Annotated in this window: 9 protein-coding genes and 1 other annotated feature; of the genes, 4 read left to right on the top strand and 5 right to left on the bottom strand. The window is 59.1% G+C overall.

Going from position 1 to position 13666, the window contains the following annotated elements; all coding sequences use genetic code 11:
* Window positions 1-31: 31 nt before the first annotated feature.
* Complete coding sequence (locus N7578_RS14495; RefSeq protein WP_311111005.1) at window positions 32-799, top strand: arginyltransferase; 768 nt, start codon at window positions 32-34, stop codon at window positions 797-799.
* A gap of 79 nt (window positions 800-878) precedes the next feature.
* On the opposite strand, the gene parC is transcribed toward N7578_RS14495, so the two are convergent.
* Window positions 879-3131, bottom strand: coding sequence for a DNA topoisomerase IV subunit A (gene parC / locus N7578_RS14490; protein ID WP_311111004.1), 2253 nt, complete (start codon window positions 3129-3131; stop codon window positions 879-881).
* 230 nt (window positions 3132-3361) lie between these two features.
* Here parC and N7578_RS14485 point away from each other — a divergent pair, with 230 nt between their 5' ends.
* Entirely contained in the window at window positions 3362-4552 is a 1191-nt protein-coding gene (locus N7578_RS14485; protein WP_311111003.1) for a hypothetical protein, read from the top strand.
* A gap of 49 nt (window positions 4553-4601) precedes the next feature.
* Here N7578_RS14485 and N7578_RS14480 read toward each other — a convergent pair whose 3' ends face one another.
* From N7578_RS14480 to aspS, 4 genes are all read right to left on the bottom strand, one after another.
* Window positions 4602-6083: a SulP family inorganic anion transporter gene (locus tag N7578_RS14480; RefSeq protein WP_311111002.1), complete on the bottom strand. Its 1482-nt coding sequence runs from the start codon at window positions 6081-6083 to the stop codon at window positions 4602-4604.
* A gap of 73 nt (window positions 6084-6156) precedes the next feature.
* Window positions 6157-6212: a sequence feature (sul1 is cis-regulatory element that is thought to sense ions involved in sulfur or methionine metabolism; They are found in Alphaproteobacteria), on the bottom strand.
* A gap of 77 nt (window positions 6213-6289) precedes the next feature.
* Window positions 6290-8398 (bottom strand): HAMP domain-containing methyl-accepting chemotaxis protein, encoded by a 2109-nt coding sequence (locus N7578_RS14475; RefSeq protein ID WP_311111001.1) that lies wholly within the window; start codon window positions 8396-8398, stop codon window positions 6290-6292.
* A gap of 130 nt (window positions 8399-8528) precedes the next feature.
* Window positions 8529-9005: an FUSC family protein gene (locus N7578_RS14470; protein ID WP_311111000.1), complete on the bottom strand. Its 477-nt coding sequence runs from the start codon at window positions 9003-9005 to the stop codon at window positions 8529-8531.
* 7 nt (window positions 9006-9012) lie between these two features.
* Entirely contained in the window at window positions 9013-10800 is a 1788-nt protein-coding gene (aspS, locus tag N7578_RS14465) for an aspartate--tRNA ligase (RefSeq protein WP_311110999.1), read from the bottom strand.
* A 206-nt stretch (window positions 10801-11006) separates the two neighbouring features.
* Here aspS and N7578_RS14460 point away from each other — a divergent pair, with 206 nt between their 5' ends.
* Together N7578_RS14460 and rnd are read left to right on the top strand one after the other, a co-directional pair.
* Entirely contained in the window at window positions 11007-12278 is a 1272-nt protein-coding gene (locus N7578_RS14460) for an MFS transporter (protein WP_311110998.1), read from the top strand.
* A gap of 83 nt (window positions 12279-12361) precedes the next feature.
* The gene (gene rnd / locus N7578_RS14455; protein ID WP_311110997.1) at window positions 12362-13516 is read left to right on the top strand and encodes a ribonuclease D; all 1155 of its coding nucleotides are present in this window, start codon (window positions 12362-12364) and stop codon (window positions 13514-13516) included.
* Window positions 13517-13666 lie beyond the last annotated feature (150 nt).

Here is a 13666-nt window from a genome sequence, read left to right as displayed (position 1 = left end):
TGTGACAGGCGAAGGAGGCGCTCACGGTTCGATGAACACGCAGACGACGCCCTCTCCTCAATTTTATCTCACTGCACCGGCCACCTGTCCTTATCTGCCAAACCAGATGGAGCGAAAAGTCTTCACCCATCTGGTGGGACCGCGCGCCTCGGAAATGAACGACCTTTTGACCCAAGGCGGCTTCAGGCGCTCCCAGAACATCGCCTATCGCCCGGCCTGCGAAAACTGCCGGGCATGCGTCTCGGTTCGTATCCTGACAGCTGAGTTTCAACCGACGAAATCGATGCGGCGGGTCCTTTCCGCCAACAGCGATATCGTCGCGACCGTTCATGCCGCCGAACCATCGACCGAGCAGTTTGCGCTGTTTCGTCGCTATCTCGACAGCCGCCACCAGTCAGGCGGCATGTCGGACATGTCCGCACTCGACTACGCCATCATGGTCGAGGATACCCACGTCAACACCCGCGTCATAGAATATCGCCTGCGCGAACCGGGGGCGGGTATCGATTCCAGCAAACGCGGGGAATTGCTGGCTGTGGCGCTCAGCGACGTGATGAGCGACGGGCTGTCGATGGTCTATTCGTTCTTCAACCCGGCTCTGGAAAAACGTTCGCTCGGCACCTTCATGATTCTCGATCATGTCAGCCGCACGCGCACCCTCGGCCTGCCGCATGTCTATCTAGGCTATTGGGTCGATGGTTCGGAGAAGATGGGCTACAAAACCCGCTATCATCCGCAGGAACACCTGACACCGCGTGGTTGGGAACGCTACACGCCGCCGACTGAGCAGGGGGACTGACACACCCTGCTGCGGAAATGAAAAACGCCGCATATCGTGGGTATGCGGCGCCTTTAAAAGATATGATGAGGCCTAGCCCTCACCCACCAAACTTGCCGCTACGCGGAAAGCCCTTGGGCACTGTCCTTCCGGCGGTGGCGCGGTCTGCCAGCCATTCACGCAATTCATCTCCGACCTTGGTGAAGACGCGGCCCGCACTGTCCGACCAACTCAGGCCATCCGCCAGCGCAAAGCACTTCACATCGACGACGCCGCCATCTTTGTAACGCTGCAGGCGAACGCCCTTGCCGCGCGACATTTCCGGCACCTGCGAAATCGGGAACGCCAGGAGCTTGCGGTTTTCACCGACAACCGCGACATGATCACCAGACACCGGCACGACCAGATGCGCCTCATCCGGCATGGAGACATTCATGATCTGCTTGCCCTTGCGGGTATTGGCGATCATTTCCGTTTCCGGCACGATGAAGCCATTTCCTGCCGTCGAGACGAGCAGCAGTTTGCGCGACGCGTCGTGCACGAATGCAGTCAGGATATCCTGATCGTTTTCCATATCGACCATGATGCGGATGGGTTCACCGTGGCCACGACCGCCCGGCAGCTTGTCCGCGCCCAGCGTATAGGCCTTGCCACCGGTCGTCAGCAGCAGCAGCTTGTCCGTCGTCTGTGCCGGGAAAGCCACCTTCAGCGCATCGCCTTCCTTGAACGTCAATGCCGACGTGTCGGCGATGTGGCCCTTCAGCGCCCTGATCCAGCCCTTTTCCGAAATGACGATGGTGACGGGTTCTTTTTCGATCATCGCCTGCTGGATGGCCTCGATATCGGCGTCCGGCGCGTCAGCGAACTGCGTACGCCGGCGGCCGATTTCCGTTGCCTTGGCGTATTTCTTTTTGACCTCGCCGATTTCCCAGGCGATCGTCTGCCACTGCTTTTCGTCAGAGGCCAGCAGGGCTTCGATTTCCGCCTTCTCGTTGCTGAGATCATCGAACTCCTTGCGGATTTCGAATTCCTCGAGCTTGCGCAGATTGCGCAGGCGCATGTTGAGAATGGCTTCGGCCTGAAGATCGGTAAGCGACCATTTGGCCATCATCACCTGCTTCGGCTCGTCCTCCTCCCGGATGATGCGGATCACCTCATCGAGGTTGAGATAGGCGATCAGCAGGCCACCGAGAATTTCAAGCCGCCGGTCGATGGCTGCGAGACGGTGACGCGAGCGACGGATCAGCACGTCCTTGCGGTGCGCCAGCCACTCCGTCAGCACCTCGTTCAGCGCCATGACCTTCGGCACCTTGCCGAGCGACAACACGTTCATGTTCAGCGGCAGGCGGCTTTCCAGATCGGAAAGGCGGAACAGCGATTCCATCAGAAGCGTCGCATCGACTGTGCGGTTCTTTGGCACCAGAACGATGCGCACATCTTCGGCGGACTCATCGCGGATGTCTTCGAGCAGCGGCAGCTTGCGGGCAATCAACAACTCGGCGATCTTTTCGATCAGGCGCGACTTCTGCACCTGGAACGGAATCTCCGTGATGACGATCTGGTAGCCGCCACGGCCGAGATCTTCCGTCTCCCACCTGGCGCGGACACGGAAACCGCCGCGACCCGTCTTGTAGGCGTCGAGGATATTCTCGCGGCTCTCAACGATGACGCCGCCGGTTGGCAGGTCGGGGCCGGGAATGAATTCAACCAGCTTTTCCACCGTCGCATCGGGATGCTTGATGAGATAAAGCGCCGCGTCGCACAGTTCATGGGCGTTGTGCGGCGGGATCGACGTTGCCATGCCCACGGCAATGCCCGAAGCGCCGTTCGCCAGCAGGTTCGGAAATGCCCCCGGCAGAACGACCGGCTCGGAATTCGACTCGTCGTAAGTGTCGCGGAAATCGACGGCATCCTGATCGATACCCTCCAGCAGGAGTTCGGCAACCGCCGTCATCTTGCTTTCGGTGTAACGCATGGCGGCGGGACTATCGCCATCGATGTTGCCGAAGTTCCCCTGCCCGTCCACCAGCGGATAACGTAGCGAGAAATCCTGCGCCAGACGCGCCAGCGCGTCATAGATCGCCTGGTCGCCATGCGGGTGATAGTTACCCATCACTTCACCGACGATCTTCGCGCATTTGCGGAAGGCGGAGTTGGGTCTAAGACCCATTTCACTCATGGCATAGACGATACGGCGATGCACCGGTTTCAGGCCGTCGCGGACATCCGGCAGCGCGCGATGCATGATCGTCGACAGCGCATAGGCAAGGTAACGCTCCTCGAGCGCAGCCTTGAGATCAACCGGAAGAATGTTATCGTCTCCGCCGGACGGAGGCACAAGATTTTTTCCCATGGTGCTTGACTAGCCGAAATGCCGATTCCCGGCAAGAATTCCGAGGGCCTCCACTGTGGATGAACCTACCGCCATTCGTCAGTTTTTTGTTAACTGCGTTCCAATCGCCTCAGTGTGCTGTGCATGCCGGGGAGATGGAATCCGGTAGACCTTTGATTATCCGCTAATATAAATGCCACTATCGATGTCGATAATCGTGCGCGAATCTGCGCTTCAAGGGAAGAAACATCATGAAACTGAAATCCACCCGGCAAGTTCTTTTCGCCAGCGCGGCCTTTCTCGCACTCTCCGCGCCAGCTTTCGCACTCGATGGCGCAGACGTGCTGAAGAAGATCAATGCCGCCTATGCCGCGCAGGGCGGCGAGATCAGCGCCAAGTCCACCGTCGTCAACGGCTCCACGATAACGCTGGGCGACGTGACGTTTGCCGTTGCGACCGACCCTTCAAAAAAGATCCCGGTCGGCACGATCACGCTGGAAGGCGTAGAGGAAGATAACGGCGGCTATACGGTCGAAACGGCACGTTTCGGCAACGTCGACTACAATCAGGACAACGTGTCGATCAAGGCAAGCGACATCTACATGTCGGGTATCACCATTCCGGCCGATGCGACGACGGGTACCGTTGACGCGCTGCTCTTCTACGATGAAGCACACAGCGGTCCTGTCTCCCTTTCGGTCGGCGGCAAGGAAGCGTTCTCGCTGACGGAGAGCACCGCCACCATGTCCCTGAGCGACGACAAGAACACGGTTGGCTTCGATCTCAACGCATCGGGCTTCAAGGCCGATCTCAGCGAAGTCGAAGATCCTGCAACGAAGGACGCCATCGAAAAGCTCAGCCTGCAGTCCATTTCTGGCGAAATGACCGTGAGCGGCAGCTGGGAAGTCAAGTCCGGCACCGTCGACATCGAGGAATATGCGCTCGATCTCGACAACGTGGGACGCCTGAACATGTCGTTGGGCTTTTCGGGTTACACGCTCGAATTCATCAAGTCGATGCAGGAAGCCGTAAAGGCCCAGACAGAGAACCCCAACAAGGAACAGGCTGAACAGGCCGCAAACCTTGCCATGCTCGGTCTGATGCAGCAGCTCTCCTTCATCAATGCCGAAATCAGCTTCGAGGACGCCAGCATCACCAAGCGCGCCATCGATTATGCCGCCACCCAGCAGGGCATGTCGGGCGATCAGCTCGCCCAGACGATCAAGGGCATGACACCGCTGATGCTGGCTTCGCTCAACGTGCCGGAACTGCAGAACATGGTGACAGCAGCCGTCAATGCCTATGTCGACAATCCGAAGAACCTCACGATTACGGCCGAACCCGAAAACCCGGTTCCGTTCCCGATGATCATGGGAGCGGCCATGGGCGCACCGAATACCCTGCCGAAGATGCTCGGTGTTTCGGTCACGGCGAACGAATAAGACGAAAAGAAAAAAGCCCCGGTTCTGCCGGGGCTTTTTGTTTTACCGCTCAATGCGAGGGAAGTGTCGTGCCGTCCCGCTTGTCGTGCAGGGCAAACCTGTCGATCATATCGGCGCTCGCCTCGTTGAGGCCGATCACTTCGACCGTCTTTCCATTCCTGCGGAACTTCATCACCACCTTGTCGAGCGCTCCGACGGCCGAGATATCCCACAGATGCGCCTTTGATACATCGATCGTCACCGCCTGCACCTCGTCGGCAAAATCGAACGCGGCGATGAAACTCTCCGTCGAAGCAAAGAAAATCTGTCCGTCCACACGGTAGATCCTCGCGTGTCCCTCCTCAGAGACTTCCGGGCGAACGTGAAATAATTTCGCAACCTTGCCTGCGAAAAACACACCCGACAGAAGAACGCCGGCAAGCACGCCCTTCGCAAGATCGTGGGTCGCCAGCACGGTGCCAACCGTTACCAGCATGACGATGCTGGAGGATGGCGGATTGCGGCGTAGATCGAGGATCGAACGCCACGAGAAGGTGCCGATCGACACCATGATCATCACTGCCACAAGTGCCGCCATGGGGATGATCCGCACGAGGTCATCGAGCACAAGAATGAGGAAGAGCAGAAACGCCCCGGCAATGAAAGTCGAAAGACGCCCTCGCCCACCGGAACTGACGTTGATGACCGACTGGCCGATCATGGCGCAGCCGCCCATGCCACCGATCAGGGCGGAGGCGATGTTGCCAGCGCCCTGCCCGATGCACTCCTGGCTCTTGTTGGAGGTCGTGTCGGTCATGTCATCGACGATCTGCGCCGTCAGCAGCGATTCCAGCAAACCGACCGCTGCAAGCGCGAAGGAATAAGGGAAGATGATCTGCAGGGTTTCCCAGGTCAACGGCAGCTGCGGCAGGGTAAACACCGGCAAGGACGACGGCAGTTCGCCCAAATCGCCGACGGTGCGGATATTCATGCCGAAGAAAACCGCCACGCAGGTCAGCACGACGATAGCAACCAGCGGCGACGGAATGATTTTCGTGATGAGCGGAAAAAGATAGATGATCGCAAGACCCGCCGCGATCATGACATATGTCGCCACCGGCACACCGATCAGCTCCGGCAGTTGCGCCATGAAGATCAGAACGGCCAGCGCATTGACGAAGCCAGTCATGACCGAACGCGATACGAAGCGCATCACCCTGCCGAGCCTAGCGAAACCGGCGATGATCTGAAGAACGCCCATCAGGATTGTCGCCGCAAAAAGATATTGCAGCCCGTGTTCCTTGACCAGCGTCACCATCAACACAGCTGTCGCGGCGGTTGCCGCCGAAATCATTCCGGGACGTCCGCCGGTAAAGGCGGACACGCAGGCGATGGCAACCGAAGCAAACAGGCCGATCTTCGGATCGACGCCGGCAATGACGGAAAACCCGATCGCCTCGGGAATAAGGGCAAGCGCGACGACAATACCGGAGAGGATGTCGCCACGAATGTTGGAAAACCATTCGCGTTTATAGGCTTGAAGTCTGTTCATGTTATTTTTTCGCAAAGAAACATGCACCGGCCGGAGCTATGTCCGGTAGATCGAAGATGTCGTCGGTGCTTTGCGTTGTCTGGCGGATCGGCGGCCAGAAGAGCCACCCGGAATTTCACCGGGTCCGTGGTGAGTATGCAATCTATAGATATCAAAAAAGCGGGCGACAAGTTTGGCGCCCGCTTTTTGTTTTCGATCCGGTTCGATCAGGCGGCGTGGCGTATCCGCTGCTGCTGCGGTGTCTGCGCATCACTGAGCTGGAACATCGACACCAGTTCCTTTAGCCGCACCGTCTCATTTGCCAGCATGGTGCTGGCTGCATTGTTTTCCTCAACCATCGCCGCGTTCTGCTGCGTTCCTTGATCGAGATGATTGACGGCGGTGTTGATCTCGCCAAGTCCGAGCGATTGCTCCTTCGTCGCAGCGGCAATTGCCTCGATATGGTCGTTGATTAATTTGACCGATCCACCGATGCGCGACAAGGCCTCCCCTGTTTCGTGTACGTAGCGGGCGCCCTCTGCTACTTCATCGGCAGATGCCCGGATCAATGCCTTGATCTCACCCGCTGCCCTTGCGGAACGTTGGGCAAGCTCGCGAACCTCCTGTGCGACGACCGCGAAACCACGCCCCGCCTCACCGGCACGCGCAGCCTCCACTCCGGCGTTCAGGGCCAGCAGGTTCGTCTGGAAAGCGATTTCATCGATAACGCCGATGATGTTGCCGATCTTGCCAGACGAGTGCTCGATCTTTTCCATCGCGCCGATCGTCTCGGAAACGAGCGCCACGGTACGGGTCGCGTCCTGATCGGCGGAAACCGCAATCGAGCGCGCTTCCATGGCGCGATCAGCGGAAATACGGATATTGGCGGTCAATTCATCCAGTGCCGCGGCTGTCTGCTCCAGCGACGCGGCCTGCTGTTCCGTGCGGCGGGCGAGATCGTCAGCGCTCTGGCTGATTTCATGGCTGCCGCCATCAATTGCCATGCTCGATTGCACGACACCGTACATCACGGCGTCAAGCTGGCGCACAGTCTGGTTGAGGTCGTGGCGGAGCATTTCGAAATCGGGAGCGAACGGCTCATCGAGCGCGAAGGACAGATCACCGGCAGCAAGACGCTGCAGCGCAGCGGCAAGGCCCGTGGTCGCCTGCATGAGGCGCGCCTGCGCTTCAGCCTCGGCATCACGCTGGAACCGCAGCCGCTCCTCTTCGGCCTGCTGGCGAGCAGCCAGAGCTTCGCCTTCAAGCTGCATCTTGGCAATGGCGGCCATACGGAAAACTTCCAGCGCCTCCGCCATCGCGCCAAACTCATCCCGGCGCTCCAGTCCCGGAACAATGAAACCGGTTTCGCCATCGGCAAGCTGGCGCATGCCCCGCGTCATCGCATTTACCGGCCGCGTGATCGACCTGCCAATGAAATAAACGCCCGCAAACAGGCTGGCGACGGTGAGAGCAATGAAGCCGATCACGATCGACACCGTTGTTTCCGCAGCGCGCTCGTTTGCAACGATGCTGGCATCTCGTTCGGTCTGATAGGTTGCCGAGATCGCGGCCACGACGGGCTGCAACGCGTCATAGGCGTTCACGACCGCCTCGCTCGCCTTCTGCTGTTCCAGAACGGCCCGAGCGTAAAAACGGAATGACGCCGTATAGATTTCAAGTGCATCCATGATGCGTTGACGTTCAGCGCCGGGGCGGAATTCCTTCTTCACGAGCGCTCTGAACGTCTCCACCTCGGCGGCATGTCTTTCCGTATAGGCGTTGTCGCGCCGCAGGATAAAATCCTTCTCGTGCCTGCGCATCATCAGCATGCTGGCCCGAACTTCCGGATTGGCTACGCCGTCCACCAGTTTCTCGATGGAATGGACGCTGTTGCGCATCGCCCCTTCCAGACCCTCGGTCGGTTTCAGTCCAAGTTCCTGGCTTTTGGCAAACAGAACCTTCGCCTCCGCGGCATAGGATGCAACCCCCTGCTTCAGTGTATCGATCTGACCGCGGGCGTCTGGCGCGGCGGCACGTTCGAGATCGCGAAGCGCTTGTTCCGCCATTCCGATCGCCGTTTCGAATTGCGCAATGGAGGCCGTGTCCTTCGACAGCAGGAAATTCTTCTCGTACAGCAGGCTTTCGCGCAGATCATCCGTCAGCCCGATCAATACGCGATCACGCTTCAACAATGCCTCGCCAGCAACGCGGTGCTGCGCCTCCATCTGCCTTTGCCAGAGCAGCGTACCCGCAATCGTCGCGATGCCGCAAAGAGCGACGAGTGCCAGCATCATCACGCGATGCGAAATTCTAAGCGTCGAGAACACAGAAAACATTCGCCCCTCGTATGAGATATTTCTCGTTCAGGGATCAATTGCCAGCGAAGGTTTAAGGACTCCTCTACCCGGCTCGTCAGTTCGATGAAGTTTTTATGACAAACCCCTGCTTATCGGGAGGCAAGGAAGTTCAGGAGCCGGGACGTGGCCTGAAAAAAAGCAATGTGACGGCGACTCCGACGAGCGCGCCGACGGATACGTCCAGAAAACGGACTAGACCGGCGTTCTGGGGACCGAGGAGCAGAACGAGCATGGCGGAAGCTCCTGCCTGTATCGGCACGACCGCAGACAGACCGAACAGCGATGCCAGCATCATCGAGGCAAAGGTTGCGACTGCCATACGCACCTCACCGTAGTCATGCGGAACGAGCAGCGTCAGTTCACCGACAACAATGCCGAGCGTTACACCGAGCATCAGCCCGAGTGCCTGTTTCAGATGATCGGAAACACCGGGGGCAAGGCAGATAAGGGCAGCGATGGCAGCAAAGACGGGTTGCGGATGGCCAAGAAACTCATGCGCCACCCAGAACGCAAAAGCGGCCGCAATTGCGGCCGCCATAGCGCGGAAGAAGGCTGCACGAACACGTCCGAGCAGCTTTTCCAGCACGGACGCGTCAGTCCTTCTTGGTCGGCACGACGCGCAGCGCCAGTTCGCGAAGCTGCGTCGGCGTTGCCGGCGACGGCGCGTTCATCAAAAGATCCTGCGCCTGCTGGTTCATCGGGAAGAGCGTGATTTCGCGCAGGTTCTTGGCGCCGACGAGCAGCATGACCACGCGGTCGATGCCGAATGCGCAGCCGCCGTGCGGAGGCGCGCCGTACTGGAACGCGCGGTACAGACCGCCGAAACGCTCTTCGACGTCGCTCTGCGAGAGGCCAACCTTCTCGAACGCTTTGACCATCAGTTCCGGCGACTGGTTACGGATCGAACCCGAAGCGATTTCGAAACCGTTGCAGACCGCATCGTACTGATAAGCCTTGATGGACAGCGGATCATCGCCTTCCAGCGCTTCCAGACCGCCCTGCGGCATGGAGAAGGGGTTGTGCGCGAAGTCGATCTTCTTTTCCTCTTCGTTATATTCGAAGAACGGGAAGTCGACGATCCAGCACATTTCGTAACGGTCGCGGTCGATCAGGTTCAGCTCGTCGGCAGCACGGGTGCGCGCTTCACCGGCAAACTTGTAGAACTTGGCCGGATCGCCAGCCACGAAGAAGCAGGCGTCGCCAGCTTCGAGGCCGAGCTGTACGCGCAGCGCTTCGGTGCGCTCTTCGCCGATGTTTTTTGCAAGCGGACCGGAGCCGCCAACCTTGCCGTCCTCTTCCTTCCAGAAGATGTAGCCGAGGCCCGGCTGGCCCTGAGACTGCGCCCAGGCGTTCATGCGGTCGCAGAATGCTCTGGAGCCACCGGTCTTTGCCGGAATGGCCCAGACCTGAACCTTCGGGTTCGAGGCGATCATGTTGGCGAAAACCTTGAAGCCCGAACCGTCGAAGTGTTCGGTCACGGCTTCCATGACGATCGGGTTGCGCAGGTCAGGCTTGTCGGAGCCGTATTTGCGGATCGCCTCGTCGTAAGGAATGCGCGGCCACTCTTTCGTCACCGGCTTGCCTTCGGCAAACTTCTCGAACACGGCCGTCATCATCGGCTCCATGGTTTCCCAGACATCTTCCTGGGTCACGAAGCTCATTTCAACGTCGAGCTGGTAGAATTCGCCCGGCAGACGGTCTGCACGCGGGTCTTCATCGCGGAAGCACGGCGCGATCTGGAAATAACGGTCGAAACCGGCCACCATCAGAAGCTGCTTGTACTGCTGCGGCGCCTGCGGCAGCGCGAAGAACTTGCCTTCGTGGATACGGCTCGGCACGAGGAAGTCACGCGCGCCTTCCGGCGAAGAAGCGGTCAGAATCGGCGTGGTATATTCGGCGAAACCGGCTTCACCCATGCCAGCGCGCATGGCGGAGATGATCTGCGTGCGCTTGACGATGTTCTTGTGCAGGGTTTCGCGGCGAAGGTCGAGGAAGCGGTACTTCAGGCGCACGTCTTCCGGATATTCAGGCTCGCCGAAGACCGGCAGCGGCAGTTCCTTGGCAACGCCGAGAACCTCGATTTCCTGAGCGTAAAGCTCGATCTCGCCGGTCGCCATGCCCTTGTTGATGGTGTCTTCGGAGCGGGCCTTGACCAGACCGTCGATGCGGATGACCCATTCGCCGCGTACGGTTTCTGCAACCTTGAAGGCAGGGCTGTCCGGATCGGCCACGACCTGCGTGATGCCGTAATGATCGCGGAGATCGATGAAGAGAACGCCGCCATGATCTCGCACACGATGAACCCAGCCGGAAAGACGGACAGTCTCGCCGACATGCGACTTGCGGAGAGCGGCACAGGTGTGGCTGCGGTAACGATGCATTTTGTTATCCTGAAACATAGCGGCGACCACATGGATGGATCGCGTATCTAAATCGGGCGGAAAAGCGCATGACGCGCCTGATTTGTCAAGGCAAAGCGGAATTTTGTCGCGTATCGCGCTGTCTTTCAGCGCATTGCACCGGTAAGTATGATCTATCTTTAATTCCCGCCGATCTCAAATCACCTCCGCCTGCCGGTGCCACACGCATGAACCAGATCAGACCTCTCATCCCCTTGCTGATTACCGCAGGCATCCTTATCGGAGGCAACGGGCTTCAGGGAACCTACATTGCGCTGCGCGGTCTTTCAGAAGGCTTTGCCGCCAGCACCATCGGCCTCATCAGTGCCGCCTACAGCATGGGATTCGCATTCGGCTGCATCTATGTGACCCGTATCCTGCGCAAGGTGGGCCATATTCGCGCATTCGCCACCATGGCAGCCATCGCTTCGGCCGCCTCCATCGCCATGCCGCTGATCATGCATCCCCTCTTCTGGATGTTGATGCGTTTCATCATCGGCATCGCTGTTGCCTGTCTTTTTGCGGTGATCGAGAGCTGGATCAACGCGCAGGTGACGAATTCGAACAGGGCACGCACGCTTTCCATCTATCGCTTCGTGGACCTCGGGTCGGTGACGCTCGCCCAGTATGTGATTCCCATCGCGGGCATTGCGGGTCCGGTCGTCTTCACGCTTATTGCAGTGGCGCTTTCGCTGTCGGTGGTGCCGATCTCGCTCGCCGACAAATCCAACCCCGCGCCGCCGAAACAGATACCCTTCAACCTCTTCGCCGTCTGGCGCATTTCGCCGCTGGCCGTGGTTGGATGCGTGGCGGTTGGCCTCAGCATGGCGGCTTTCCGCAACATCGGGCCGATCTACGCTGAACAGATAGGGCTCTCCGTCACGTCCATCGCAACATTCATGAGTGCCGGGATCATCGGCGGCGTGGTGCTGCAATATCCGCTCGGCGCCTATTCCGACCGTTATGACCGGCGCATCATCATTCTTGCAACCACGGCCGGATCGGTCGTTGTCGGGCTGTTCCTGGCACTCTTTGCAGGCACGGATGAATGGAGCAACATCATCGGCGTCTTCATCTTCGGCGCCTTCGCGTTGCCACTCTATTCGCTCAGCTCCGCGCATGGCAACGACCACGCCAAGGAAGGCGAACACGCTATGGTATCGGCGGGACTGCTGTTTTTCTGGTCAATCGGCGCGACGATGGGGCCTTTGCTTGCTTCGGTGCTGATCGATGTTTTCGGCCCCAAAGCCCTGTTCGGTTACACGGCCGCCATTCAGATCGTCTTCATCGCCTACACGATCCATCGGCTGAGGGTACGGGAAGGCGTTCCGGTGGAAGATCGCCACTGGCGTTTCCGTTCGCTGCTTCGCACCTCCGCCTATTTCCAGAAGCTGGCGGCGCCCGGACGACCGAAAGACGACGACGAGAAGCCACATCGGCAAGAGAAAAATGATCCGTAATGCCGGAAAAGCGGCCTTTGTATTGACATGCGGACGGCAAAGGGAAAGTAAGACGAATACTTTTCCTAGATTGGCCAACAACAATGATTGAAACGACTGCCGCCCTCGCCGAAGCCTGCAAGGAACTGGCGAAATCGGAATTCATCACCATCGACACGGAATTTCTGCGCGAGACGACGTTCTGGCCGGAACTGTGCCTCGTACAGATGGCAAGCTCTACGCTGGAAGTGCTGGTCGACCCGCTTGCCAAGGGTATAGATCTTGCGCCGCTTTTCGAACTGATGGCCAATCCCAACGTGATCAAGGTGTTCCACGCCGCGCGTCAGGATATCGAGATCATCTATCATCTCGGCGGCCTCATCCCCCACCCGATCTTCGATACGCAGGTCGCGGCCATGGTCTGCGGCTTCGGCGATTCGATCTCCTACGACCAGCTCGTGCAGAAGATCAAGAACGTGCAGATCGACAAATCCTCGCGCTTCACGGACTGGAGCCGTCGGCCGCTTACCGACAAGCAGCTCGACTATGCGCTGGCCGATGTGACGCATCTGCGTGACGTGTATCTGGCCCTCAAGGAACAGCTCGAGCGCGAAGGCCGTTCGCTCTGGCTGACCGAAGAGATGAACATCCTCGAATCGCGCGACACCTACGACATGCATCCCGACGATGCTTGGCTGCGGCTGAAATCGCGACTGCGCAAGCCGACGGAACTCGCGACACTGAAATTCGTCGCCGCATGGCGCGAGCGCGAAGCACGCTCGCGCAACGTGCCACGTGCGCGCGTTCTGAAGGACGACGCCATTTTCGAAATCGCCCAGCAGCAGCCGAAGGATGCGGAAGCGTTGTCGCGACTGAGAACCATCCCGAAGGGTTGGGAGCGTTCATCGTCCGGCACCGCAATCGTCGAAACCGTCAACGCAGCATTGGCCCTGCCGCGGGAAGAAATGCCCAAGGCGCCTCGCCATACGCACTCGCCCGAGGGTTCCGGGGCGGCTGTGGAACTTCTGAAGGTTCTGCTGAAGCTGACGGCCGACAAACACGGCGTCGCCGCCAAGGTTCTCGCTAATAGCGACGATCTGGATAAGATCGCCGCCGAAGGTGAAAACGCGACGGTCGCCGCTCTTTCCGGCTGGCGGCGCGAACTTTTCGGTGATGTGGCCCTCAAGCTCATCAACGGCGATGTGGTGCTTCGTTTCGTCAACAAGAAGGTCGAGGCGGTCGAACTCGGCGAGCAATAATCGCCGGCTCCCGACCCACACAGTCGCCCGGCGCGATCTGTCCAGGACCATTTTCGAGGTGCGCACAGGGCCCTGACAGGGCCTTTGCGACATCGCGGCAACAGCCTCGCCAATCCTTCGCCCGACCTTACCGAAACGTCACTTTTTGCG

This window comes from Agrobacterium tumefaciens, from assembly GCF_031801495.1.
GTDB lineage: Bacteria > Pseudomonadota > Alphaproteobacteria > Rhizobiales > Rhizobiaceae > Agrobacterium > Agrobacterium tumefaciens_K.
The sequence above is the reverse complement of the archived record's forward strand: the minus strand, read 5'-3'. Positions and strand labels throughout refer to the sequence as shown.